At 62.9% G+C, this 26172-nt stretch carries 24 protein-coding genes; 8 read left to right on the top strand and 16 right to left on the bottom strand.

The annotated features are described in order from the left end of the window. The first annotated feature begins 86 nt into the window (after window positions 1-86). Window positions 87-1070, top strand: coding sequence for a catabolite repressor/activator (gene cra, locus ASF84_RS00350; RefSeq protein ID WP_056834090.1), 984 nt, complete (start codon window positions 87-89; stop codon window positions 1068-1070). Window position 1071: 1 nt separating this feature from the next. Beyond that, window positions 1072-1851: a TatD family hydrolase gene (locus ASF84_RS00345; RefSeq protein WP_056834089.1), complete on the top strand. Its 780-nt coding sequence runs from the start codon at window positions 1072-1074 to the stop codon at window positions 1849-1851. Between the two features lie 6 nt (window positions 1852-1857). Here the strand turns inward: ASF84_RS00345 and ampE are convergent, their stop codons facing one another. The 3 genes from ampE to ASF84_RS00330 all read right to left on the bottom strand — a co-directional run bounded on the left by ampE (window position 1858) and on the right by ASF84_RS00330 (window position 5967). After that, a complete protein-coding gene (gene ampE / locus ASF84_RS00340; protein WP_056834087.1) occupies window positions 1858-2694 on the bottom strand; it encodes a regulatory signaling modulator protein AmpE in 837 nt (278 codons plus the stop codon). Window positions 2695-2697: 3 nt separating this feature from the next. Beyond that, window positions 2698-3258, bottom strand: coding sequence for a 1,6-anhydro-N-acetylmuramyl-L-alanine amidase AmpD (gene ampD, locus ASF84_RS00335; RefSeq protein WP_056834085.1), 561 nt, complete (start codon window positions 3256-3258; stop codon window positions 2698-2700). Between the two features lie 474 nt (window positions 3259-3732). Further along, a complete protein-coding gene (locus ASF84_RS00330; protein WP_056834083.1) occupies window positions 3733-5967 on the bottom strand; it encodes a DUF1631 domain-containing protein in 2235 nt (744 codons plus the stop codon). Window positions 5968-6281: 314 nt separating this feature from the next. On the opposite strand from ASF84_RS00330, the gene nadC reads away from it, so the two are divergent. Genes nadC through ASF84_RS00315 form a run of 3 tightly spaced genes read left to right on the top strand, consistent with a single transcriptional unit; the run spans window position 6282 to window position 9534 of the window. After that, complete coding sequence (gene nadC, locus ASF84_RS00325) at window positions 6282-7130, top strand: carboxylating nicotinate-nucleotide diphosphorylase (protein ID WP_056834081.1); 849 nt, start codon at window positions 6282-6284, stop codon at window positions 7128-7130. A 36-nt stretch (window positions 7131-7166) separates the two neighbouring features. Next, a complete protein-coding gene (locus ASF84_RS00320; protein WP_056834078.1) occupies window positions 7167-8249 on the top strand; it encodes a TIGR00266 family protein in 1083 nt (360 codons plus the stop codon). 28 nt (window positions 8250-8277) lie between these two features. Continuing rightward, entirely contained in the window at window positions 8278-9534 is a 1257-nt protein-coding gene (locus tag ASF84_RS00315) for a VWA domain-containing protein (RefSeq protein ID WP_056834076.1), read from the top strand. Between the two features lie 77 nt (window positions 9535-9611). Here the strand turns inward: ASF84_RS00315 and ASF84_RS00310 are convergent, their stop codons facing one another. The 13 genes from ASF84_RS00310 to ASF84_RS00250 form a co-directional block, all read right to left on the bottom strand. Next, window positions 9612-10190 carry a TerD family protein gene (locus tag ASF84_RS00310; protein WP_056834074.1) on the bottom strand — a complete coding sequence of 193 codons (579 nt, stop codon included), beginning with the start codon at window positions 10188-10190 and terminating at the stop codon, window positions 9612-9614. Window positions 10191-10227: 37 nt separating this feature from the next. Continuing rightward, a complete protein-coding gene (locus ASF84_RS00305) occupies window positions 10228-10803 on the bottom strand; it encodes a TerD family protein (RefSeq protein WP_056834072.1) in 576 nt (191 codons plus the stop codon). Window positions 10804-10830: 27 nt separating this feature from the next. Next, entirely contained in the window at window positions 10831-11868 is a 1038-nt protein-coding gene (locus tag ASF84_RS00300) for a TerC/Alx family metal homeostasis membrane protein (protein WP_056834070.1), read from the bottom strand. Between the two features lie 27 nt (window positions 11869-11895). After that, the gene (locus tag ASF84_RS00295) at window positions 11896-12345 is read right to left on the bottom strand and encodes a tellurite resistance TerB family protein (RefSeq protein ID WP_056834068.1); all 450 of its coding nucleotides are present in this window, start codon (window positions 12343-12345) and stop codon (window positions 11896-11898) included. 52 nt (window positions 12346-12397) lie between these two features. Then, a complete protein-coding gene (locus tag ASF84_RS00290; protein ID WP_056834066.1) occupies window positions 12398-13621 on the bottom strand; it encodes a TerD family protein in 1224 nt (407 codons plus the stop codon). After that, a complete protein-coding gene (locus ASF84_RS00285; RefSeq protein ID WP_056834064.1) occupies window positions 13618-14208 on the bottom strand; it encodes a TerD family protein in 591 nt (196 codons plus the stop codon). The genes ASF84_RS00290 and ASF84_RS00285 overlap by 4 nt, the downstream gene beginning before the upstream one ends. Before the next feature lie 45 nt (window positions 14209-14253). Beyond that, window positions 14254-14958, bottom strand: coding sequence for an HAD family hydrolase (locus tag ASF84_RS00280; RefSeq protein ID WP_056834063.1), 705 nt, complete (start codon window positions 14956-14958; stop codon window positions 14254-14256). After that, the gene (locus ASF84_RS00275; RefSeq protein WP_056834059.1) at window positions 14959-15909 is read right to left on the bottom strand and encodes an HpcH/HpaI aldolase/citrate lyase family protein; all 951 of its coding nucleotides are present in this window, start codon (window positions 15907-15909) and stop codon (window positions 14959-14961) included. It abuts the gene before it with no gap. Beyond that, window positions 15909-17009 (bottom strand): cysteine protease StiP domain-containing protein, encoded by a 1101-nt coding sequence (locus ASF84_RS00270; protein WP_236709349.1) that lies wholly within the window; start codon window positions 17007-17009, stop codon window positions 15909-15911. Before ASF84_RS00270 ends, ASF84_RS00275 begins: the two co-directional genes overlap by 1 nt. A gap of 1 nt (window position 17010) precedes the next feature. Then, window positions 17011-17769 carry a hypothetical protein gene (locus ASF84_RS00265; RefSeq protein WP_056834057.1) on the bottom strand — a complete coding sequence of 253 codons (759 nt, stop codon included), beginning with the start codon at window positions 17767-17769 and terminating at the stop codon, window positions 17011-17013. After that, complete coding sequence (locus ASF84_RS00260; RefSeq protein ID WP_056834055.1) at window positions 17762-18895, bottom strand: phosphoribosyltransferase domain-containing protein; 1134 nt, start codon at window positions 18893-18895, stop codon at window positions 17762-17764. The genes ASF84_RS00265 and ASF84_RS00260 overlap by 8 nt, the downstream gene beginning before the upstream one ends. Before the next feature lie 48 nt (window positions 18896-18943). Further along, the gene (locus ASF84_RS00255) at window positions 18944-20086 is read right to left on the bottom strand and encodes a trypsin-like peptidase domain-containing protein (RefSeq protein ID WP_056834053.1); all 1143 of its coding nucleotides are present in this window, start codon (window positions 20084-20086) and stop codon (window positions 18944-18946) included. Between the two features lie 158 nt (window positions 20087-20244). Then, a complete protein-coding gene (locus tag ASF84_RS00250; RefSeq protein WP_056834051.1) occupies window positions 20245-21243 on the bottom strand; it encodes an ATP-grasp domain-containing protein in 999 nt (332 codons plus the stop codon). Window positions 21244-21362: 119 nt separating this feature from the next. Here ASF84_RS00250 and ASF84_RS00245 point away from each other — a divergent pair, with 119 nt between their 5' ends. The 3 genes from ASF84_RS00245 (at window position 21363) to ASF84_RS00235 (ending at window position 26137) form a co-directional block, all read left to right on the top strand. Then, window positions 21363-21911 carry a DUF1523 family protein gene (locus ASF84_RS00245; protein WP_056834049.1) on the top strand — a complete coding sequence of 183 codons (549 nt, stop codon included), beginning with the start codon at window positions 21363-21365 and terminating at the stop codon, window positions 21909-21911. A 153-nt stretch (window positions 21912-22064) separates the two neighbouring features. Next, complete coding sequence (locus tag ASF84_RS00240) at window positions 22065-23081, top strand: class I SAM-dependent rRNA methyltransferase (protein WP_056834047.1); 1017 nt, start codon at window positions 22065-22067, stop codon at window positions 23079-23081. A 107-nt stretch (window positions 23082-23188) separates the two neighbouring features. Then, entirely contained in the window at window positions 23189-26137 is a 2949-nt protein-coding gene (locus tag ASF84_RS00235) for a DUF748 domain-containing protein (protein WP_056834045.1), read from the top strand. The last annotated feature ends 35 nt before the right edge of the window (window positions 26138-26172 follow it).

Raw genomic sequence — 26172 nt, 5'->3', positions numbered from 1 at the left:
GTAAAGATCCTGCCGCATGGGGGACAATCCCGGCGGCCATGAGGCCTCCACGCATCCATGAGGCGCCACGAAAAAGGGAACATTCGGTGAAACTCAGTGATATAGCCCGCCTGGCGGGTGTCTCGGTAACCACTGCCAGCTATGTGATCAATGGCAAGGCCGAACAGCAACGCATCAGTGCCGCGACCGTGGAACGGGTCCGGGCGGTGGTCGACCAGCACGACTTCCGCCCCAACCCACAAGCCGCCGGCCTGCGCAGCCGCCACAGCCGCACCCTGGGCTTTATCCTGCCCGACCTGGAAAACCCCAGTTATGCGCGCATTGCCAAGTTGCTCGAACAAGGCGCGCGGGCGCGTGGCTACCAGTTGCTGATCGCCAGCTCCGATGATGACCCGCTGAGCGAACTGCAGCTGTTGCAGCTGTTTCGCGCAAGGCGTTGCGATGCACTGCTGGTCGCCAGTTGCCTGCCGGCCAGTGACGACAGCTATCGGCAGTTGCAGGCCAAGGGACTGCCGATCATCGCCATCGACCGGGAAATGGACCCTGAGCTGTTCTGTTCGGTGGTCAGCGACGACCAGCAGGCCAGCCTGCAATTGACCCGCAGCCTGTTGCAGACCCGCCCGCGTCGCATTGCCCTGATCGGCGCCCGCCCGGAGCTGAGCGTCAGCCGTGCCCGGGCCGAGGGTTTCAGGCATGCGCTGCAAGGCTTTGCCGGCGAAGTGATCATCGAGCATGGCGACGCGTTCAGCCGTGTATGCGGGCAGCGGCTGATGAGCGAGCTGCAACAGCGCCTTGGCGGCCTGCCCGATGCCCTGGTGACCACTTCCTACGTACTGCTGCAAGGCGTGTTCGATGCCTTGCAGCCTCAGGCCGCCTTGCGCCTGGGCACCTTCGGCGACACCCAGTTGCTGGATTTTCTGCCGCTGCCGGTCAATGCCATGGCCCAGCAGCATCAGTTGATCGCCGACACCGCCTTGTCACTGGCGCTGGCGGCCATCGAGCACAACCAGTACCAGCCCGGCGTGCACGCCATTACCCGAACCTTCAAGCAACGCATCGGCGAGGCCTGACGTGAACCTGATCGACACCCACACCCACCTGGATTTTCCGGACTTCGATGCCGACCGGGCACAAGTGCTGGAGCAGTGCCAGGCCCTGGGGGTGCAGCGCATGGTGGTGTTGGGGGTCTATGAGCGCAACTGGCAACGGCTGTGGCAACTGTGCCTGGAGCATGCACCGCTGTACGCGGCCTTCGGCCTGCACCCGGTGCACCTCGATGAGCATCGACCCGAGCATGTGCAAGCGCTGGGTGACTGGCTGACGCGCCTGAAGGGTCATGCGAAGGTGTGTGCGGTGGGCGAGATCGGCCTGGATTACTTTCTGCCCGAGCTTGATCGTGTCCGCCAACAAGCACTGTTCGAGTCGCAACTGGCGCTGGCGGCGGACATTGATCTGCCAGTACTGCTGCACGTACGGCGCAGCCATGCCGAGGTCATCGCCACCCTCAAGCGCTTCAGACTCAAGCGCGGCGGTATCGTGCATGCCTTTGCCGGCAGTCTGGAACAGGCCCGCGAATACATTCGCCTGGGCTACAGGCTGGGCCTGGGCGGGGCGGCGACCTGGCCGCAGGCGCTGCGCATGCATCGGGTGTTGCCGCAGTTGCCGCTAAACAGTGTCGTGCTGGAAACCGATGCCCCGGACATGGCACCGGCCATGTACCCCGGCCAGCGCAACAGCCCGCACCACCTGCCAGCCATCTGCCGGGCACTGGCGGGCCTGATGAACATCAGCCCCGAGCAACTGGCCCAGGCCAGCACCGACAATGCCCGGCAGGTGCTGGGCTGGTCCTGAGCAAAGTCAGATCAGCAACGTCCACAGCGCAAAGCCGGCATACCAGACGATGGCCGAGCGCACCAGCAGCTCCCAGATCAGGTTCAGGCCGGTCACCGCGTGGGTGCCCACGACCGGCGCCGGCACTTCACTGGCCACGCAGCCGATGCGGGCAATCAGTTGGGCGGCGCTGATATTCCAGTTCAGCAGGTCCTGCAGCAACTCACGGCTGACAGCTGCAAAATTGCCCACCAGGGCAAAACTGGCCGCCAGCAAGCGGACCGGCAGCCAGTCCAGGGCATGGCGCAACTGGCCTGCCCGCTCGCCGATGGCCGGGGTCTTGCTGTGCTCGACCGCAAGCGCCAGCAGCCGATAGGCCAGCGCCGCCACCGGCCCCAGCAGTACGTACCAGAAGAGCACGGCAAAAAAGCCCTGGTAGGCCTGCCACAGCAAATGGCCTTGCACGCCCGCCAGCAACTGCTCGCTGTCATGCGCCTTGACGCCCATGTCGCGCTCGGCCACATGCACCGCCGCCTGCGTGTCGCCACGCCGGCAGGCATCGCGAAACGGCCCCAGCGCCGCGATCACATCACCGCGTCCCAGGCTGTAGATCAGCACCACCAGGTGCACCGGCAACAGCAGCCAGCCGTAGGCCACGGACCCCATGACCACCAGCACCAGATGCAGGACCAAGACCGGCAACAGCACCAGCAGCGCCAGGCTCAACCACGGCCGCGCGGCCGTGCGGGGCGAAGCTTCCAGCCGGGCCAGTTGTTTCAGCCAAGGGCCGTCACGCTGCACGCGCTGGCGCAAGCCCGAAAATTTCTCGATCACAATGGCCAGCAACAACACCAGAAAACTCATGGTTCAACTCCCGTTTGCATCCTGCACAGTCAGTCGGAAACGCGCCCAGTCAAAGCAGGGCCCCGGATCGGTCTTGCGCTGCGGGGCGATGTCGCTGTGCCCGCAGATACGCGCCAGGGTGATCAGGGGCCAGGCCTTGCGCAACTGGCAGGCCAGCGCGCCCAGCGCGGTGTATTGCGCATCGGTGAAGGGCTGATCGTCAGTGCCTTCAAGTTCGATGCCAATGGAAAAATCGTTGCAGCCTTCACGTCCCTCGAAGCTCGACACACCCGCATGCCAGGCCCGGTCCAGACAAGAGACGAACTGGGTGACCTCACCATCACGCTCGATGAGAAAATGCGCCGACACGCGCAGCTCGGCGATGCCTTCGAAATAGGGGTGGGCACTGATGTCCAGGCGGTTCTGGAAAAACGCCTGCACCTGGCCGGTCTTGAAGCAGGCCGGTGGCAGGCTGATGTTATGGATCACCAGCAGCGAGATCTCGGCCGCCGGCCGTGCATTGAAATTGGGCGACGGGCAATGCGCGATGCCGGCGCACCAGCCGCTTGCAGGGTCCAGTTGCATAAGCATGCCTCGATGAGCGCTTGAAAGGCCGCCAGTATGCCCGTGCAGCAAGACAGCGCAACAGCGGCAAAACGCCCTTTACTTGTGCCCGGGCGCCGTCCCCCGTAGGAGCGCGCTTGCCCGCGACCGGCTGCGCAGCAGTCGTAAATTTGTGGCGTTTCACAGATTTCTGCGAGCGCTTCGCACTCGGTCGCGGGCAGAGCGCGCTCCTACTGGCCGCTGGCMTGGCGCAGGTTGCCCATGACCGATGCCAGGGCGCGGTCGAACAGCAGGGCGTCGTCGAGTCRCGGACAAGCGCGCCCTCGTCAAACACAAATTAACCTACTGATTTTATTGGATATTGAATTCACCGCTTGTAGGAGCGCGCTTGCCCGCGACCGGCTGCGCAGCAGTCGTAAATTTGTGGCGTTTCACAGATTTCTRCGAGCGCTTCGCACTCGGTCGCGGTGGTCCGGCATTCCGGCAAGCGCGCTCCTACTGGCCGCTGGCCTGGCGCAGGTTGCCCATGACCGATGCCAGGGCGCGGTCGAACAGCAGGGCGTCGTCGAGCACGCGGATCGAACCGCGCCGAAACTCCATGGCCAGGCCTGTGCGGGTCTTTTCCAGTACTTTCATGCCGGTGCGGTTGACGAAGATGTACCGTCCACTGGCCTCGACGATGGCCGCCAGCTTGCAACGCAGCTTGTGCTCTTCGTCCTCCTGTAGCTCGACCCAGCACCCGACACGCAACTGGTCGACCTTTTGCAGCCCGCCGTCGTCTTCGGGCAATGTTGCCGGCTCGTTGAAGACCTGCTCTTCGGGCGCGATCAGGACGATTTCCTCGACCACCTTGACCATGACCGGCGCTGCACCGGCCTGTATGCCCGGCCAGGCCTGGGTCTCGCCTTGCTGCTGGCGTGAGAAGTGCTGGAAGGCCTGGACATGCAGCACCTCCAGTTGACTGAAGAATTCGCTGGTGGCGAACGGGTCGAAGGCTGCACTGGACAGCCCGTCACGCAGGACCTTGAGCAGCCCGGGCACGCATTCGAGCAGACGCTGGCGCGCCTCGGGCGCTTCGTGCAATTCGACACTCCAGATCAGATCGTCGACCGCCCGCAGGCCCTCCTGCCATTCGGGCGAAGCATCGCCATGCTTGAGGCAGGTCAGCAGCAGCACCTTGCTCCAGGCTTCCTGCAGCAGGCGTACCACCACCTGCGGCAGGGTCTTGCCCACCAGCCGGCGGTTCAGTTCCTGCTGCACGCGTTGGCGGGCCAGCTCGGCACGCGCCCGACCTTCTTCGGCATGGCGGGTGCGCTGCTCCAGCAACTCGCTGCGGCGCCGCTCGTCATGGGTGAACGCCAGGAAATCCGCCAGCAATTCGGCAAAGATGGCCGTGTCGTCGACGAAATCGTTCAGCAGGCGCTGGACGATCTGCTCGACGCGCAGGTAAAGCGCGTCGCGCTGGTAACCGTCGCGTCCGCCCCAGCCCAGTGCGGCGCTGGCGATTTCATTGAGCAGGCGCCGTGCCGGGTGGCTGGCATGGCTGAAAAAGCTCTTGTCGAGCAGCGCGACCTTGAGCATCGGAATCTGCAAGCGGCCGATCAGGGCGCGCAACGAAGGCGGCAGGTTGCGGTCGTCGAGAATGAACTCGAACAGCATCGCGACCAGATTGATGACGTCTTCGTCACCGCTGCCGACGATGCGTGACTTGCCGCTCTTGACGCTCACCCGGGTCAGCAACTGTTCCAGCTGCTCGCGCAGGTCGAACGCCTCGACCTCGTCGGACGGTGGCACGTATTGCTGCAGGTGCGATAACAGGCGCAGCAGGTCCTGGCTGGAGATCGGCCGGACCTCGGCACTGGCTTCATGACGCGGGACGAGGTTGCCACGCAAGTGCCCAAGCAGTTGCTGCAAGGCGGTAAAAACTTCCTGTACGCCCTTGTCGAGCTTCTCGGTCACCTGCGCCAGAGCCGGATCGTCCAGTTGGGGCGCGGCCCGCTCGCGCGGCAGATGGTCGCTGGCCCGGCGGGTGGGCAACACCTTCATGTCCGGCAGGATGCCAGCGGCAATCAGCACGCGGTTGGCTTCGGCATACAACGCATCGGCCTCGGCCAGCACGTACTTCTCGAACAGTTTGAGAATGATCAGCTTGACGCGAATCTCCACGCCCAGGCTGCGCCCGGCCTGCAGGAAAAAGTCGCACAGCAGGGTCGGCCCCAGCGGGTTGTTGTGATCGGTCAGGGCATGGGGTACCAACGCGTTCAAGCGCAGGGTCAACTGCCCCAGCGCCAGCCCGTCACGGGTCATGACCTTGGCGACCATGGCATCGACCGCCACGGTCTTTTCCAGATCGTCGTTGTGCACCAGCTCCAGCTTGTCGAACGAAACCGGATTGGGCAGCACAGGCTCATCGGCCCGGTACTGATCCAGCACCAGGAAAGCCTCACAGAACTTGTCGATGAAGGCGCGCTCGATGCTCTTGCGCTTGAGACGCAGGTCGCGCATGGCTTCGAAAAAGGTGTTCTGCTCGCCATTGTTGCAGGCCCGGTCAGCCATCTCGAAGAGGGTGTCGTCAGCGTTGTCGAACAGCACTTGCAGGGTGTCCCTGAGCTGGCGGGCCGCCTGGTCGCGCACCTGCAGCAAAACCACCGGCAGACGCGCCAGAGGCATTTGCGTCGCCGGTGAAGGGACGGCCTGGTTCAACGGCACCACCTTATTGTCGCTGTGCATTGCACCTCCTGACAGGAAATAGCTGTTATCCCGCCACAGGTCTGGCCAACCCCTCACCTGTGACGAGCCCGCCTTGCCCATTAAGCGTCAACTGCATGACGTCAATTACAAGTCGGATTATCTTGCAAAACACGTTTGCAATTCCAGTAGGAGTCCGTGCCTGGGTACATAGACCGCAACATTATTGATCTGTCGCAAATGAAGCGCTGAAACCGACCAACCGTCATCCGGCAAAATCCTGTGCCTGGGCGCGGCCACTGGGTGGCAGGCATTGAGGTGGCTTATACTCGCCCCACTTTGTAGTGGAGTTTGCTATGCCAAACGTACGACTTGCCGCCCTGACTGCCGAAATCGAAGCCAACGTGCGCCGCGCACTGCTCGAAGACGTCGGCAGTGGCGATATCACCGCCCAGTTGATTCCCGAAGAGCGCCTGGCCAAGGCCACGATCATTTCCCGCGACGCCGCCGTGATCGCCGGCACCGCCTGGGTAGACGCGGTTTTCCGCCAGCTCGACCCGCGCGTGGCCGTGCACTGGCAAGTGGTCGACGGCGACCGGGTCGTGCCTGACCAGACGCTGTTTCACCTCGAAGGCCCGGCGCGCTCCTTGCTGACCGGCGAACGCAGTGCGCTGAACTTCCTGCAACTGCTGTCGGGTGTGGCCACTCGTGCGCATTTTTTTGCCGACCTGGTCGCCGGCACCCAGGTCCGGTTGCTCGACACCCGCAAGACCTTGCCCGGCCTGCGCCTGGCACAGAAATACGCCGTGACCTGTGGCGGCTGCGACAACCACCGCATCGGGCTGTATGACGCCTTCCTGATCAAGGAAAACCACATCGCGGCCTGCGGCGGAATTGCCCAAGCCGTGGTCGCCGCCCATCGCATCGCGCCAGGCAAACCGGTGGAAGTGGAAGTCGAAAGCCTCGAAGAACTCCAGCAAGCGCTGGACGCCGGGGCCGATATCGTCATGCTCGATGAACTGAGCCTGGACGACATGCGCGAAGCGGTACGCCTGAACAACGGTCGGGCCAAGCTCGAAGCCAGCGGCGGCATCAGCGAACAGACACTGCGCACCATCGCCGAGACCGGCGTGGATTACATTTCCATCGGTTCGATGACCAAGGATGTGAAAGCCGTGGACCTTTCGATGCGCCTGAGCCTCTGAGGATCTGACACCCAACCGTGCCGAAGGAGTGATGCCTTGAAAGAATGGTTCGTAACCAACGCCGGCAAGCAGGTCGGCCCGATAGACGCGGCTGCCGCCCGCCTGATCGCCCGCGAGGCGCCGGGTGCCTGGTGCTGGCGCCAGGGCATGGCCGACTGGCAGCCGATCTATCAGATCACCGAGGTGCGCGCGATCAAGAAGGACGGTATCACGCCCTTTCCCGACCCCACGCCGGACATGATTCAGCCGCGCCCCGGCGCGCTGCCGGCCGGTGCTGCCCCGGCCGCCGCGCCCCCTGTACCGAACAACCCGTTGCCACGCCCCTCGTTCAGCCCCGACCCGCCCGCCTCCGGCGGCTATGGCTCGGCCGCGACCACCGACGGGGTGGACTTCAAGCTGTTCGGCACCGAGACCCAGTTCGTCGAGCTGGAGCTGGACCGTGGCGAAAGCGCCGTGGCCGAGGCCGGGGCCATGATGTACAAGACCTGCGATGTGCAGATGGAAACCATCTTCGGCGACGGCAGCAGCCAGTCCTCGGGCCTGCTGGGTTCGCTGTTCGGCGCCGGCAAGCGCATGCTGACCGGCGAGAGCCTGTTCACCACGGTGTTCTCCCAGCAAGGCGCGGGCAAGGGCCGTGTAGCGTTTGCAGCGCCCTACCCTGGCACCATCCTGCCGCTGCGGCTGCGCGATTTCGGCGGCAAGCTGGTGTGCCAGAAAGACAGCTTCCTGGCCGGCGCCAAGGGCGTGTCGATCGGCATCCAGTTCCAGAAAAAGATCCTCACCGGCCTGTTCGGCGGTGAAGGTTTCGTGCTGCAGAAGCTTGAGGGCGATGGCTGGGTGTTCGTACACACTGGCGGCACCGTACGCAAGATCGAGCTGGCGGCTGGCGAATCCCTGGATGTCGACACCGGCTGCCTGGCGGCCATGACCCAGACCGTCGACTACGACATCCGCATGGTCGGTGGCATCAAGTCGATGCTGTTCGGCGGTGAAGGCGTGTTCTTCGCCAAGCTGACCGGCCCCGGTACTGTCTGGCTGCAAAGCCTGCCCTTCTCACGGCTGGCCGGACGCATGCTCGCGGCCCTGCCGGCCGGCAGCGTTGGCCGCAGCGAACGCTGAATATTACTGCCCACTACAAGGAAGCATCATGCAGATCACCCAAGGTCAACGCGTACCGCTCTCGACCCTGATGTCCGGCCAGGCATTGACCCTGGCCATCGCTATCGACGCCCCGCACGTAATCGACTACGTGTGCTTTGGCGTCGATGCCAATGGCAAGCTGTCGGACGACCGCTACATGATCTTCTTCAACCAGCCGAGCAGCCCCTGCAACAGCTTGCAGCAAGTGCAGGGCGGCGAGTTCCGTATCGATCTGGCGGGACTGCCGGCCAGCATCGACCGCCTGGTGTTCACCGCGTCCATCGACGGTGCCGGCACCATGCACGATATCCGTGCCAGCCATTTCAGCCTGGCCGAGGCCGGGCGCGAAGTGGCCCGTGGCGAGTTTTCCGGGGCCAGCTTTGCGGCCGAGAAAGCGATCATGATCATTGATCTGTATCGCAAGAGCGGTGAATGGCGCCTGGCTTCCAACCTGCAAGGCTACAACGCCGGCCTGGATGCACTGGTGGTGCACTTTGGCGGCGAGGTGGCTGATGCACCGGCCCCTGCGCCTGCCCCGGTAGCGGAACCTGCACCGCCACGTATTTCCCTGGAAAAGAAAGTCGCAGCGGCGGCGCCACAGTTGGTTAACCTGGCCAAGAAAGCCCAGATCAGCCTGGAAAAGGCCAACCTGAGCAATACCCAGGCCCGCGTCGGCCTGGTGCTGGACGCTTCCGGCTCCATGAACAACCAATATTCCCAGGGGCATGTGCAGGAAGTGGTCAACCGGCTGCTGCCGATGGCCGTGCATTTCGACGATGACGGTGCCCTGGACTGCTGGGCCTTTGGCTCGCGTTCGGTGCAACTGAGCCCGGTGACGCTGAGCAATTACCGCGACTACATCACCACCGACCACGGCGGCTGGCGCGACTGGGACCTGGGCCCGCGCAGCAATAACGAACCACACGCCATGCGCCAGGTCATCGACTACTACAAGCAATCGGGCGATCGCACGCCGGTGTACATCCTGTTCATCAGCGACGGCGGCGTATCGCTGAACAACCAGATCATCAAGCTGATGGTTGAAGCCGCCAGGCTGCCGATCTTCTGGCAGTTCGTCGGCCTGGGCGGGCGTAACTACGGGATCCTGGAAAAGCTCGACGACATGGAAGGCCGGGTGGTGGACAACTGCAACTTCTTCGCCCTCGACCGGCTGAACGAAGTGCCCGAAGAGAAGCTGTATGACCTGCTGATGGAAGAGTTTCCCGACTGGCTCAAGGCAGCCAAGGTGGCCGGGATTATCTGAAGCCTCGACCGAGCGTGTACTTCGCATAAAAAAACCGCCATCAGTGATGGCGGTTTTTTTGTGTTGCGCAATCAGCCTCAGCCGATTGACACACCGTGGGCTTCAGCCAGTGGCTTGAGGCCGCCGGCAAAGCCTGCGCCGATGGCCTTGAACTTGAACTCTTCGCCATGACGGTACAGCTCGCCGAAGATCATCGCGGTTTCGGTCGATGCATCTTCCGACAGGTCGTAACGGGCAATTTCCTTGCCGTCGGCCTTGTTCACCACACGAATGTAGGCGTTGCCCACCTGACCGAAGCTTTGCTTGCGCGCGTCGGCATCGTGGATGGTCACAGCGAACACCAGCTTCTTCACGGCAGCGTTCAGGCTGGTGAGCTTGACCAGCACAGCTTCGTCGTCACCTTCGCCAGCGCCGGAGCGGTTGTCGCCCAGGTGCTCGACCGAACCGTCGGCCGAAGTCTTGTTGTTGTAGAAAATGAAGCTGTTGTCGTCCAGCACCTTGCCGCTTTCGCCGACGATGAAGATCGAGGCGTCGAGGTCGAATTCGGTGCCGTCGGTGACACGTGGGTCCCAGCCCAGGCCAACAGTGATTTCGGTCAGGCCAGGGGCTTCCTTGGACAGGGAAACGTTACCGCCTTTACTCAGACTTACAGCCATGTTCGTGTTCCTTTGTTGAGGACAATAAGGGGATGAATCAGAAATTCAGACCGTAAGAATTGGCAACAGCCGCCAGACCACCAGCATAACCCTGGCCTACGGCGCGGAATTTCCACTCGCCGTTGTTACGGTACAGCTCGGCAAACATCATGGCCGTTTCGGTCGAAGCATCCTCGGCCAGGTCGTAGCGCACGACTTCTGCACCGGTCTTTTCGTTGACCACGCGGATGAAGGCATTGCCTACCTGGCCGAAACTCTGCCGGCGTGCGTCGGCTTCGTGGATGGTGACCACGAACACGACTTTATCGACATCGGCAGGCACCCGGCTCAGGTCGACCTTGATGACTTCGTCATCGCCGTCGCCGGCACCGGTACGGTTGTCGCCGGTATGCTCGACCGAGCCATCGGCACTTTTGAGCTGGTTGTAGAAAATGAAGTCTGCATCACTGCGAACCTTGCCGCTGGCGCTCAGCAGGAAGGCGCTGGCGTCCAGGTCGAATTCCTGGCCATCAGTGCTACGCGGGTCCCAACCCAGTCCGATCAGGACGTTGGTCAGGCTCGGGTCGGTCTTGGACAGCGAAAGGTTGCCACCTTTTTGCAGAGTCAAAGCCATGATGGGTAATCTCCTTTTTTCCAGTATTTACGCTTGTTTGGCCGGCTCATCGTCCTTGCCGGGGAACAGCAGGCTGGCAACGATACCGATGGCAAGCACAACCATGACCACGATCAGGCTGGCGTTGGCACTGATGCTGTAGCCGTGTTCGAAAATGTGATCAGTTGCATTCAGGCCCAGCTTGATCGCGATGAAGAACAACAGGGCGATCACCGCTTTTTCCAGGTGAACCAGATAGCGCTTGAGGGCTTCAAGCACGAAGTACAGGGTACGCAGGCCCAGGATGGCGAACAGCATGGCCGAGTAGACGATCAGGGGCTCGCGGCTCACGGCGATGATCGCCGGGACCGAGTCGAACGCGAACAGGACGTCGGAGATTTCAGCCACGACCACGCACAGGAACAGCGGGGTAGCGAACAACGTACCCTTGGCCGCCAGGGTCATGCCGCTGTTTTCTGGCTTCTTGATTTCCTCTTCCAGCACCGCGCGGCGCACGAAGAAGTTATGGCCGTGCAGCTTGGGCCAGACCGGGAACAGTTTCTTGGCGAAGCGATAAGCCATGTGCTGGGAGTAGTCGACTTCTTCGTCGTCATCGTCGCCGGCACGCAGCATCATCACCGCCGTCCAGGCCACGATCAGCGCGAACACCACCTCGACCCACGGCCCCAGGGCCAGCAGGCCGGTGCCGATGGCCACGAAGATGCCACGGAACACGATGGCGCCCATGATGCCCCAGTACAGCACGCGATGACGCAGGCCATCAGGGATCTTGAACCAGGCGAACAGGGCCATGAACACGAACAGGTTGTCGACGCTGAGGACTTTTTCCAGCGCGTAACCGGTCACGAACAGGGTGGCCACTTCCGAGCCATGCTGGACATACAGGAAACCTGCGAACGCCAGCGAGATGGCCACCCAGAAGATCGACCACAGCGAAGCCTGGGTCAGGGTGATCGGCTTGTTGCCCCGGTGCGAGACCAGGTCAATGATCATCGCGCCGACGGCCAGACCGATGAAGACGGCCATTGTGAGTGGAGGGAAGCCGATAGCAGTGCTGCTTTCCATTTAACTGTGTTCCTCAGGGGATAAAAATTACAGATCGAATTCGGACGGGTTCAGACCCAGTTCCTGGCAGATCAGGCGGCAGGCCTGGCGCTCGCTCTCGTCGAAGCTGCCATCAGCCCCACCGATGGCGCAGCAGACACGCACCAGCAGGCGTGCAGCGTCTTCTTTTTTCTTGATCTTGCCAATGGTCTTCAGTGCTTCGGCACGGCCGATCTGCACATCGAACTCGAACTTGCCGCAGATATCGTTGAACGACGCGATGACGTCCTTGATATCGAAGGCCTTGAGTTCCTGAGAGTTCTGAATGAAGCCGGCCATCTTCTGCTTCTCGTTGGCGCTGATATCGCCATCGGCCGCCGCGACCAGCGCACAGCCCGACACGACCGCATCGAGAAACTCGCGATTCTTGAATTTCGACACTTCGGCGCCCAGTTTTTCACGCGCCGCTGTTGCATTCGTTTTCAACCAACCCAGCATTTGAACCCCCAAGGGGCAGCCATCGCCGCCCCGGATACTTCGTTATGGATGTTTATTTGGAACCGGCCGCCCAGCGCATGCCCCAGCCATAGGCCTTGTCCATGTTGCTGTGGCCGTTGTGGAAATCGACCCGGCGGCTCACTTTGACCGCACCGTTGTCATTTTCCAGCAGCGCGATGGCACACATGCCCTGGCGACCGCCCTCTTCGTTCAGGCGCACTTCGATGGGCGGCTGCCCCGGGACATGGATGGTCACCACGCCGTCGGTTTCCTTCCAGTTGGGCGCGCCCTCGTAGATGAAGGCATAGACCAGGATGCGACGGATCTGGCCCCAGTGCTGGCCGTTGATGTGCAGCCACTCGCCCTCGTTGACGGAACCGGTACGGTCATCGCCCATCAGCTTGATAAAAGGTTCGGCGTGCAGGCTGCCAAAGGCATTGCCCAGCGCCTGAACCGCCCCCTTGTGGCCGTCCTGCAGCTCGAACAGGCAGCCTACATCAAGGTCGATTGCAGAGTTCTTGCGCATCGAAAAGAAACCGCCGCCCTTGTTGTCGCTGCGCCGGTTCCAGTTCAGGTTGACCCGGATTTCACCGAAGCCTGCCGCGGTCTTTTCCAGGCTGATGGAAGAGCGGGTCTTGTCCAGCGTGATCTTGCTCAGGCTGACCGTCGATTTGACGGCCGGCGCCGGAGCGGGTGTCGGTACGGGTGCAGGCGCAACGGTGGGTGCCGGTGATGGTGTGGGTGTGGGTGTGGGCGCAGGTGCAGGCTCGGCAGCGGCCACTTCGACGCCGAAGTGCTTCGCCAGCGGCTCCAGGCCTCCGGCAAAGCCCTGGGCAACGCAGCGGAACTTCCAGGCGCCCTGGCGCAGGTAGAACTCGCCCAGGATCAGTGCGGTTTCCTGCATGCCGGATGTGGCGATCGGCGCTTCGATGCCGCCACTGATGGTGACCACCAGCCGCGAGACCTTGTCGAAGCTGGCCTTGTTCTCGTAGATGGTCGCGGTCAGGGCGACCTTCTCGATGGCCGGCTCCAGGCGGCCAGGATCAAGGCTGAAACGCGCCTTGCCGGCCGAGCTGTCGATCAGTTGCACCGCCCCGCCGCTGACGCTTTTCTGCCCGAAGAAACACATGTCCTGGTCGCCACGCACCTTGCCGGAGCTGGTCAGCAGGAAGGCAGAAACGTCGATATCGGCCCCGGCAAGGGGTGAATAGTCGACATCGACCGTCAGGGATCCCGCCGCAACGGGCGCGTTGGCACCTGGGACAAGTTGGGTCATGCGCGGATCGCTCCAATCGCCAGGTCAACCAGATCGTCAGCGGTACGGCCGTTGGTGACCTGGCCGACTGCGGTGAAATCCCAGCCGGTGGCTGTGCGCGACAGGTAGGACATGACAACGCCGGTATGCTGGCCTTTTTCCGACAGGTCGAAGCGGCCCAGCTCGTTGCGGGTGGCGTTGTCGACAATGCGGCAGTAGGCGTTGGCGACTTTCTCGAAGGTCTGGCCGGTGAACGAGTTGACGGTGAACACCAGGTATTTCACGGTGCCCGGCAGACGCTCCAGGTCGACGCTGATGTTTTCGTCGTCGCCTGCACCTTCGCCGGTGCGGTTGTCACCGGAGTGCTGGATGGCGCCGTCACGCGATTGCAACTGGCGGAACCAGACCAGGTCCAGTGGTTTCTTGTCGGCATCCAGAACGATGCACGAAGCGTCCAGGTCGATCTCGCCGCCACCGCCGAGCAGCTTGCCGAAGAAGCCACTGGCTTTTTCCGGATCCCAGCCCAGGCCCATGCTGACTTTCTTCAGGCCCGTGCCCGCGGTTTTTTCCAGCGAGATCGTCTGATTCTTTGCCAATGTGAGTGCCATGTTTTCGCTCCCTGTGTACGGTCGTCGGATAAAAGCGTGACAGCGTTACCGCGATGGCTCGTCAGCGCCATCACGATTGTGTAACTTGGCGTTAACAGGCCCTTTGTAGCGGCCCCGTCGCCAGGACGGATGAAAGTGTCGCCAGTGGGCATCCTGGGCGGCCGCGAGCAACTCATGGTCGCCACTGGTGTCGCCCCAGGCGCGTACGCGGAACTGATTCAAGGGGCCGTAGACGCCTTCAAGACGGGCCACCTTGGAGTCGCGCCGACAATTGCTGCCTTCGATCAGGCCGGTCAGCCTGCCGTCGATGATTTCCAGATTGGTGCCGATCAGTTCGACTTTCAAGCGGTTGGCAAAGGGTTGCAGGACGATTTCCGGCGAGGCTGAGCACAGCGTCACAATTGCGCCCTTGTCGATCTCGGCGGCCACCGACTCCAGCGCGGCCGGACGCATCAGGCGATCCCACCAGGCTTCGCAGAAAGCTTCGGCCTGTTCTTGCACCCATTGCACTTCAACACCGCTCAAAAAGGCCTTGATCAAGCGGGCCTTGAGCTCGTCACGGCTGACGCGCCTGGCCAGGAAGCCCAGGCTGGGCAGGACCATGCGCGCCATGCGCCGGGAAAAGGTGCGCTGGCCGAAGGCAAATTTCAGAAAGGGAACGAAGCTGTCGTGCCGGGTCAGCGTGCCGTCGAAATCGAACACGGCCAGCAGACGCTCTTGCACCTCAACTTCCAGATCGGGCTCTATCATTTAACTGACTGCCTCCGCGAGTCGAATGCTGGCATCCACGATCGGAGCACAGGCCGGCAGTACCCCATGCCACTTGGCGCGCTCCAGGATGTGGGTTGCCCATTTGTAGTGTGTGGCCGGCTCGCACATCGCGTCGTTGTACTTGAACACCGCGGCGGCCGCAGAGTTCAATATCATCCGTGCAGAATTCATGTCGTCAAGGCTGACGCGCAAGGCGTTCTGGATGATCGTGATCTGCGACGGATGAATGGCGGTCTTGCCCACCAGCCCGTGCGAGATGTCCAGCGCCAGCTCCTGATCGAGGATTTGCGGCGTGGCCAGTTGCTCGAACACCGGCGCGGTCAGGGCAAATCCCTGCGAGCCCATGACCCCGGCCAGCATCGGAATCACGTAGCCCATGGGCGTGCCGTACAGGGTCATGGCCGGGTTGCGGCGCAGGCCCAGGCAGCCCATCAGGTCGTTGCCGCCAATGCGCAAGGCAATGATGCGCTGATCCAGGGTGGCCTTGAGTGCCTGGCCCAGCTCGACCATCGCCACCGGATTGAACACCTCCGGCGTCTCCAGGGTCGGCATCAGGGCCAGCGCCGGGTTGGTGACCGCCTGCTCCCAGCGCCTGATATTGCCCAGTGACAGCTTGGGCACGACAAAACCGTCCACATGTTTCATCAATGGCCAGTCATTGAGCACTTGAGCCATGTATTCGTCGCGCGGACGCACAAATAGCAACGGGCCACCCTCGGGGCGCCCGCCATAGGCCTCGATGCGCAACAACACTTCGCGCAGATTGGCCAGCGCGGTGTCGACATCGACCGGCGCCACGGCATCTTCCAGGCACACCACCAGCGAGCGCAGCTCGGGAATTCGTTGGGCGACCACCACTTCAAGGATGTCATCCCGGGTGGCCGGCATGTACAGGGTGGCCCCCAATGCGTAAGGCGAGAAAAGTGCCATCAGCCAAGGCTCCGAATAATGGTTGCCGCCCGATAGGGGCCAAGAGCGGCGCCGGCCTGTTCAACGGGCACGCCCGCTTGTTCGGTCAGGTGCAGAAGCAATTGTACGTCGCTGTCACGGATGTCGCGTACCAGCACATGATCGGGCACCCGGCGCATCACCGCGCGGGTCGCCTCGGCGATGCCAGGCTTGATGCGGTTGGGGTTGTTGACCTCGAACCGCGCCGCCAGCCCGTCGATGGCCTGCCCTGCCGCCGCCTGCAAGGCCAGGCGTTGCGCGACGGTCCAGGGTTCGACAGCGCAGGCGTCGGTCAGTTGCCGACGCAGGCCGTCGACCTGTTCGATGAACGCCTGGGTCATGTCGAAGGGCTGCAGGTGGTCGTAGACCACGCACCCATGCAGGCCGCCGTCGGCCGGCCAGATGGAACGCGAGACCAGGCCTGAAACCGTGGCCCCCAGGATACCCGAAGGAATCACCCAGTCCTCGGCCGAGGCCGCCAGCCATGCCCGGCCGCAGGGGTCGGCCAGCACGACCAGCCGCGGCTGCTCGGGAAAGCGTGCATCACCGGCCAGGCTGCGGCTGATTTCGCCACTGATGGCGCCCTTGCCGGTCCAGCCATCGACAAACACGATGGCCTGCGCACCATGGGCCTGAATGATTGCCTCCAGCGCGGTGCGGTCAATGCCGCGATCACGCACGATACTGATGCCGTAGTGATGCGCTTCACGGCCCAGGTCACGCAGGGCCCGGCGCAGCAACACGCCCAGCGGCAGGCCGGCGCGCACGAACGACACCAGGACAATCTCGGGGCCGTTGCACTGGCGGTCCAGGGCCTGGGCCAGCGCCAGCACGTCGCCGGCCATGCGGGTGCCGTTCTGGGCCAGTGCGCGTTCGAACAGGTCCTGATGCACGGGGTCAGGTGCATGCTCCAGGCTGATCATTTCCGAGTAGTGCTTCTGCCGCGTCTGGATCAAGCGTTCCTTTTCCAGGACATCGGTGACGTCGATCTCGACACTGCGCAGCAGAAAATGCACGTCATCAGGGCGATAACTGCCGCTGCCGACCGTGGTCAGGCCGTGCACCGTGCCCTGCTGCACCACGCTACTCACCGGCGTGCTCCTGGACCAGGCGCGCCAGCTGGCTGCGCGCAGGGGTGGCCCACCAGTGGCAATCGTTCATGAAACCCAGGTCGGTGATGCTGTCGCCAAAGCCCAGCACCGGGCGCTCGCCATTCACCGCACGGTCGCGGCGCAGCCACTCCTGCACCGCATGGCGCTTGGCCAGGCCTTCAGGCAGAAAGGCCAGGTTATTGCCGTTGCCATGAATGTGCAGCCCCTCCAGCAGCCCGCGGGCCTGCACTTCGGCCAACACCCGGTCCAGCACGCTGTCGTCGCTTTCGTTGTGCTTGGTCACCACGTAGTGGAACAGCCGGGCCTCTTCGACCACCCAGCCACGCAACGAGATGCCCATCTCCTGACCGATGGCCAGGGTGGCGGCGCTCAGCTCGTGCAGGCGAGCCTGATAAGGTGCCAGGGTGTCCTGCATCTGCGCGTGCCAGTCCTGGTCGAGCTTGCCGGCAGCATCGAGCATCACCCCGCCGTGGGAACAGACGGCACCGACCGTGAACGGCAGGCGCACCCGGCTGAACGCCTCGACACTGCGTGCGGTGACCGGCACCACGTCGGCATTGGCCAGCATCCAGTTGACGAACGAGCGCTGCACGTTGGTCATGTAGCCATTGGCATTGCCGGTGATGTCCACGGTCGCCACATGCTTCTCAATGTCCGGCGCGGTCTTGCGCGCAGTCTGGAACAGGGTGTCGTCCAGGTCGACCAGAATCAGCGGGCGTTCATTACTCATCGCAGATAACCTCGGCATTCAGCGCATCGATCAGCTCGGCCGAGACGGCCTGTGCCGGTGTTTCGGTGCAGATCAGCACCCGGTCGAACTGCCCCGGCTGCACGTTGTACAAAAAGTTGGGAATGCCCAGCCCGTAATTGTCACCGAACGACAAGGCATGACCGATGGCATGGCCCAACGCAATCGGCGAGCGGCTGGTGGAGCTGAAATGCACATCGGCACCGGCCCGCTCCAGCCGCTCGGCGAGCAGAAAGGGCCGCCAGACAAACTCGCTGGTGCCCACCACAAGCACGCGCTCGCCAGGGGTTACCTGCAAGCCCGGCGCCAGGCTGTCGGCCACCGAGCGCACACCCAGGCGGCCCCAGTCGTTATCGGCCGTCAGCGGCCAGTCGCCCGCCAGCACGGTGCCGACTTCAGGCATGTCCGGCAGCGGGGCCTCGGGGTCTTCGGCAAAGCGGTAGGCACCTTGCAGCAACGACACCTGATCGGTGGTCACGTCCATGGCGCGGCTGACGGCACCGGCCGACCAGTCGGTCAGCACGCAGGTGACGACCCGCTCGATATGCTCAAGGCCGGCCTCGACCAGGGCCCGGTGCAGGTTGATGAAGGTCTTGCCGGTCGAGGCTTCGTCATCGACCAGCACCAGCGAACGAGCAGCCAGCATTGACTCGCGCAGCTCCGGATCGACCGGCAGGTGGATCAGGTGCGCACTGGCATGGCTGTGCTCTTCTTCGAAACGGGCGAACAGCTCGGTGCCGGTCGGGTGCCGGGTGCTGATCAGGTACAGGGCATCCGGCCGGGTCTGGCTGTAGGCGCGATGCACGCCGGCGCCCAGGCCGACGGCGGTCTCGGCCATACCGATGACCAGCACCGGGCCCGGCAGGTCGGCCGGGATCTTGTCGGCCAGGTCCTGAAAACTCTGGCGCATCACGGCGGGACGCACCGGAATGTGCCGCCCCAGGACCCTGGAAACGAACAGAAAGGCGCGCTTGGGGTTGCGCCGCTCGGCAAAGCCGAACAGGGACTGCGGGGCGATGGTCGACGCCTCGACGGTAACGTCAAGGCGTCCGCGAAGCAGCTCGGCATGCAGCGAAGTCGATTGGGTGAGCGCCTGGCGGCTGTCCATCGTGTAATTCCTGATTGGTAAGGCTGGGTGACGCATCGGGCGAGGCTGTCAGCTACGAGACGCTTCGACAAGCCATAAGGACGACTGGGCGACACGTGAGATTTCGGTAGTGGTGTAGGTCTTGTCCGGCTGCAAAAGGGTCGTCGGCACGCGACACGCCTGCAGGAACGCCACCAGCAACGCGGACTTGACCGCAAAATTCATGTTTTGTGCATCCGGCACACTGGACGTCACCATGCCGATCACCGCCCCGCCGCTGTCAAACAGCGGGCTGCCACTGGAGCCTGGTTGAATGGGCGCGGTGAACTGCAACAGGCTGGCATCGCTGTGCAGGCCAAACAGGCTGGAGATACCGCCTTGGGTCACTTGCAGGCTGCCGCCGGAAATCGAGGCCAGCGGGTAACCCAGCGCCACGACGTTATCGCCGGCTTCGCAGCCCGGCCCCTGGCGAAACGGCAGAACACTCAGCGGCGAGGCGCCCTGCACACGCAGCAAGGCGATGTCGTTGCGCCGGTCGACCACCACCGGCTCGACCTTGTAGCGGCCCTCCAGCGAGGTGATATACAGCACGCTCATGTCTTCGATGACATGCGCGCAGGTCATCAGGTGCGCAGGCCCTACCACAAAGGCGGTGCCGGTGGCCGACTGGTGACGGTGCGCGTCCTGCCCGCCGCCCTGGCTGCCACGGCGCGGATGAAAGTCACTGACCTCCAGGCCGATCTTGCGGCCGAACGCGGCCAGGCCATAGGCCGAGCCCTCGCTCAGGGCGCGGAACTTCCATTGATCGTTGCGGCGGTAGAACTCGCCAATGATGATCGACGCTTCGCCGTACTCGCGCAGTTCAAGCGAGTACTCGATACCCGTGTCGATCTGCAGGTGCAGGCTGGCCACTTCGCTGATCGGACCGGCAGCGGCATAGACATAGACCATCAGCAGAACGCGGTCACTGCCGGCCGGCAGGCTGCTCAGGGTCAGCGAGCACCCCACATCCTGTGGGCCGCCGCTCCATTGCATCCAGCCCTGTTCGTCATGCAGCAGTGCGGCGGGACCTGTGGGCTGGCGCTTGTCATTGACCGGCAGCAGTGCAACTGCGGCATACTCGCCAAAGATCGAAGCCTTGCCACTCTTGAGGTTCCACGAGCAACGGTCAGCGGCAAGCGCAATGTTCGCACCGGGTGCAAGAACGGTCATGCCGGTCCTCCTTGATAGGCCGAAGAGAGGTTACAGAGGTTACAAGCGTCTGTGGCCGCTTTACGCATACCCTGCCGGTCGCTGCTTTTACGCGCGCTGACAGGATTCTGCGCATGGGGCGTTACAGTACCACTGATAGCAAAAATCTATTATCACGATCAGGCGAAAGCCCGTACAGCGACGGTGATGGCCTTGACCCGGATATTCTCCTGCCAATATGTTTCCGGTTCTTTCAGGCCCAGGCGACGTGTGGCAAAAATCCCCGGCAGGTTGACCCCGGTTTCACGCGTGTAGCCAATGCCGCCGGAATAGCGCGGGTTGATTTCCAACAGGTGCGGCGTGCCTGCGTCGTCGTCACGGGTCTGCACATTGACCAGGCCGTCGCAGCCGAAATGCTCGGCGGCACGCATGGCCAGGTGCACCGCGGCGCTGTCGCGCTCGAATGTCTGGTTCAGACCCTGCTTGCGGCGTCCGACGCCGGCCACCACCCTGCCCTGTTCGCACACCAGGTCAACCGAGCACTCGCTGCCAGCCATGTAAGGCATGACCAGCATGGGCGCCCGCTCGCCTGGCTGGCGGTAAGCGTGCAGATAGGCTTCGAAGCTGGTTTCCCGGGCATCGGGGTTGGCAAAGCAGCGAAAGGCATCCACACCGGCCTTGAAGCGCCAGAAACCCTGGCCAAAGATCCCTACGGTCGGCTTGATGCACACCTCGCCGCTGGCCGAAAGGGTGTCGAAAGCCCGTTGCAACTGGTCGGCATCGGTCACGGTAATGCCCGGCACACAGGGTAGCCCGGCCTGCTCGGCCGCTGCGGTGAAGCAGCTCTTGTCATCGACCTGGCGAAAGGTCTCGGCTGTCATCCCGCCGGTGACCAGGTCCAGGCCGGCCTCCATGAAGCGCTGGCGATGATTTTCATAGAAACCGCCAATGCGTCCGGCGATCACAACCTTGACGTCTTGCTGCCGGGCGGTGTCGATGATCCATTCAAGGCGTTCGAGGTTGTCCGCCGGCTCCTGCAGTGCCAGGTCGGCCAGCCCGGTAATCTCGGGACGGGCCTGTCGGTGAGAGGCAATGATGCGCACTGAGGCCGGCAATGCCTCGCGTGCACCCATGATCACTTCACGCTGGCTGGATTGCCCTTCAAGGAACCAAATCATGCAACTCTCCGTCGTTTGTAGCCATGCAGATGGCCTTGTCGAATTTTGTAATAACTGTTTTGCTTCAAGATGTTCGGATTAGGGCAAAGTCACGCAATTTTTCATAGGGGAACAATGACATGAAGTGGCTCAAACGGTCGATCTGGCTGGTGGTGGTTCTGGTTATCGGAGTGGGCGCGCTCAGCCTTCACTATCTGCTGCCGCGTCATGACGTGGTGATGATCACCGGGGTAGAGGTCAAGCGCATGGACGCCGACGGGGTGATCAACGCCGAAAACCCGGCAGACGGACCGACACGCGATGTGTATTTCATCAACACCGAGCACCCGGACAACAAGCATGTCGTGGTCTATCGCAACGAGGACACCGGCTGGAGCTTCCCGTGGTACTTCAAGTTCGACTCGGCCGATATCCAGGCCAAGGCGCAAGGTTACTCGCGTGACGCGCAACAGTTGGCAATTATCCGCTATTACGGCTGGCGCATTCAGATCCTGTCGATGTTCCCCAATGTGACAGCGATCGAATCCACCACCAGCCGTGACGAACCGTTCCCGATCTTCAACACGGTCTTCTTCACCGTGCTGTTGGTGCTGGTGCTGATCGTGGCCCTGGCGATCCGTCGGCGCCTGCGCCTGCGTACGCAGCGGGTCGATGGCGTGGTTCGCTAAAGCCGGTTGTTGTCTGCGGGGCGGGATTGGCCTGGCCGCCCCGCAGACGCCACGAACGTCGCATTGCCACAGAATTCCCGCCACGCAGGCTGATGCCAAGCGCCCGCAAGCTGATAAACTCCCGCGCCTCAATTCCTGCCCGAGGCGCCCTGCATGTCTTCCCTGAATCAGGCGCTCAGCGTCGCCCTCGACCGCCGTCAGTCGTTGCTGGCCGAACTGCATGCCCAGGGCACGGACTGCTATCGACTGTTTCACGGCAGTCAGGAAGGCGCCAGCGGCCTGACCGTCGACCGCTACGGCCCGCAGTTGCTGGTGCAAAGCTTTCATACCCGCCTGGAGCGCGATGCCCTGATCGACCTGCAGGCCACGGTGCAGGCACGCCTGGAACGTGCGCTGCTGCTGGTCTACAACGACCGCTCCGGCAGCAATTCGCGCATTGACCGCCAGGACAGCGTCTATCAGGCCGAGGATGCGGCCCTGCAAGACCTGGTCGGCCATGAAGGCGGCCTGAACTATCGGGTGCGCGGCCGCCATGCCGGGCAGGACCCCTTGCTGTTTCTGGACCTGCGCAATGCCCGTCAATGGGTGCGACAACACAGCGCCGGCAAGCGTGTACTGAACCTGTTCGCCTACACCTGCGGCGTGGGGCTCAGTGCCGCCGCCGGGGGCGCCAGCGAGGTCTGCAACCTGGACTTTGCCGAAGGCAACCTGGCGGTCGGTCGCGAGAACGGGGCGCTCAACCCGCAGTTGCCGCCCATGCAGTTCATTCAGTCCGACTATTTTCCGGCCATTCGCCAGATGGCCGGCCTGCCGGTCACCGCCCGACGCGCACAGAAACTGCCCGACTACCCACGCCTGCAAGCGCGTCAGTTCGACCTGGTGCTGCTCGACCCGCCCGCCTGGGCCAAGAGCGCGTTCGGTACGGTCGACCTGCTGCGCGACTACCAGAGCCTGCTGAAACCTGCGCTGCTGAGCACCGCCGAAGACGGTGTGCTGATCTGCTGCAACAATCTGGCACGGGTCAGCATGGACGACTGGCGCGAGCAGGTGTTGCGCTGTGCAAGCAAGGCCGGCCGGCCCGTGCGCGAATGGCAGGTGATTCAGCCCGCTGAGGATTTTCCGTCCATGGACCACCAGCCACCGCTGAAAACGCTGGTCCTGCAGTTCTGACCCGATAAATATAAGGAATTTTCCTACGCACATGGAAGGCGTTGGCTTGTGAACCCAATGGGCATGTCATACTCCAAGCACCTCCGACAAGAGAGATGCGGTCTCCAATGCCCAGAAGTCTGAAGCGTATTATTGGTGCCCTGGTGGCCGTCATGGTGCTGTACAGCCTGTTGGGGTTCTTCATCCTGCCGGGCATTGCCTTGCGCATCGCCAACCAGAAACTGGCCGAATACGCCACCGTGCCGGCCCGGATCGAGCGCCTGGAGCTCAACCCGTACAGCCTTGAGCTGACCGTCTGGGGCTTGAATATCGGCATGCCGGGCAAGGAGCAGGTGGGTTTCGAAAAACTCTACGCCAACCTGCAACTCGACAGCTTGTGGAGCGGTGCGCTGCATCTGCGCGACGTCGAGCTGGTCAAGGCAAAAACCGAGCTACTGTTCGACAAAAAAGGCCAGTTCAACCTGAGCCGCCTGTTCAAGCTGCCCGAGGCACAACCGGCGCCCGAACAGGCAGCCCCCAGCGAGCCGTTCGCGCTGCGCATCGAACGCATCAAACTGGTCGATGGCTACCTGCACTTTCGCGATGAACGCCCAAGCGACCCCATCGAATTTCTCTACGACACGCTCAATCTGGAACTGAAGAACCTCAGCACGCTGCCCGAAGACCCCGCCGATGCCACGCTGGTCGCGATCAGTCCCGATGGCGGGCAGATCGATTGGGAGGGCCGTATCGGGCTGGTGCCGGTCACCTCCGAAGGCACGCTGAAAATCACCGACAGCAAGATGAAACTCTGGTGGCCCTATGTGCGCGATGCCGTGCCGCTGGCCTTGCAGGATGGTCGCCTGAGCCTGAGCACGGCCTACAAGCTGAGCCTGGGCAAAAACACCGAGTTGCAACTGACCAATACCCAGGCCAGCGTCGCAGCCCTGGCCATCAATGCCGCCGATGGCCGCTCACTGGTGCGCCTGCAGCAACTGGCAATCAGCGACAGTTCGCTGGACCTGGCACGCCAGCAGGTGGTGATTGGCAAGGTCCGCAGCCAGAAGCTGGAAACCTGGGCGGCGCGTGAGGCCGATGGGCAACTGGACTGGCAGAAGCTGTTCGCCAGCCCGCCCGGCAAAGGCACCCAACCTGCCGCCAAGCCCGAAGTTGACGCGAAAGCCGCCGAGCCCACGGCCAAGCCTGCCGCGCAACCGGCTGCCGCCAGCAAGCCCTGGCAGGTGCTGGTGCGCGATGTGCAACTGCGCGACTATCAGGTCCATCTGGCAGACCGCGTGCCCGCCGAGCCCGTGATGCTGGAAGTCGGGCCGCTGAATGTGGACATGCAGAATTTCGACAGCCTGAACAAATCGCCCTTCAAGGTGCGGCTGGACACCGGGCTGGGCAAGCAAGGCAAGCTGACGGCTATCGGTGAGGTCAACCTGGCGCCGGTCAAGGCCCGCCTGAAGATCACCAGCCAGGACATCGACCTGCGTGTGGCCCAGGCCTATATCAGCCCGCTGATTCGCCTGGAACTGCGCAGCGGCATGTTCGGCAGCGACCTGACGGTCGACCTGCACAGTACCGAACCGCTGGCGTTCGACATCACCGGCAAGGCTCAGGTCAATCAGCTCCACACCCTGGACACGCTCAAGCAGCGCGACTTCGTCAAATGGGAAAACCTGACCGCCGACAACCTTATCTATCGCCATGGCCAGGACCTGTCGATCGGGCGTGTGGACCTGCAGCAGCCCTACGCACGCTTCATGATCAACGAGGACCGCACCACCAACGTCGATGACCTGTTGATCCCGCAACCGGCCGATGCCAGGCCGGCCACGCGTGAACAACGCACGGCCAGCACCGAACAGCCACTGGGCATCCGCGTCGACCAGATCAATATCAAGGACGGCTCGGCGTACTTCGCTGACTTCACCCTGACGCCGAACTTTGCCACCGCCGTGCAGCAACTCAATGGCCGCATTGGCACCATCGACAACGAATTGGCCAAGCCTGCACCGGTCAATATCGAAGGCAAGGTCGACCGCTATGCGCCGGTCACCATCAAGGGCAGCGTCAACCCGTTCGACCCGATGGCCAGCCTCGACATCGCCACCAGCTTCAAGCGCGTCGAGCTGACCACCCTGACGCCCTACTCCGGCAAGTTCGCCGGCTACCGCATTCGCAAGGGTCGCTTGAACCTGGACCTGCATTACCTGATCACCCAAGGCCAGCTCAAGGCGCAGAACAAAGTGCTGGTCGAGCAGCTGCAACTGGGCGAAAAGGTCGACAGCCCCGATGCCGTGGACCTGCCGATCCGCCTGGCCGTGGCCTTGCTCAAGGACACCGAAGGGCGCATTTCCATCGAGTTGCCGCTTGAAGGCGATCTGAACAACCCACAGTTCAGCGTCATGCCCATCGTCTGGCAGACCTTGCGCAACCTGGTGCTGCGCGCCGCACAGTCGCCCTTCAAGTTCATTGGCGGCCTGGTCGCCGGCGGGGGGTCACAAGACCTGGGCACCGTCCTGTTCGATCCCGGCTCCAGCACCCTGACTGCCGAGGCCCGCCAGGCGCTCGACAAACTGGCTGTGGCACTGAGCGAACGGCCGACCCTGCGCCTGGAAATCGAAGGCACCAGCGCTGCCGGCAGCGACGGGCCGTTGCTGGCCCGCCAGCGCCTGGAGCGCGAATACCAGTACACCTGGTACAAGATCCTGCAGCGCCGTGGCGACAAGGTTCCGGCCAGCGCCAGCCTGCTGGAGGTGCCTGAAGACGAAAAGGCGCCCATGCTTGAAGGCATCTACCGGGCACGGCTCAAGCAGCAGCCACCGGCGCCGTGGGAGCAACTCGACAAGGCCCAGCGCCAGAACCAGTTGCGCGAGGCATTGCTGCAGTTCTGGGGCAAGAATGAGGTACTGTTGCGTGAGCTGGGCCAGGATCGGGCCAGCAGCATCAAGGATTACCTGGTCGACAAGGGCAAGCTGCAGGATGAGCGGGTGTATTTCATCGATGCCCAGCTTGGCAAGGCACAGCCCGATGGCCGCGTGATCACGCCCCTGCACCTGGACAGTGAGTAGTCACGTTTTGAATAACCGTCTCGTATGTTGTGCCC

The organism is Pseudomonas sp. Leaf127, from assembly GCF_001423155.1.
Lineage (GTDB): Bacteria > Pseudomonadota > Gammaproteobacteria > Pseudomonadales > Pseudomonadaceae > Aquipseudomonas > Aquipseudomonas ovata.
This window is presented reverse-complemented; position numbering and strand designations above follow the sequence as displayed.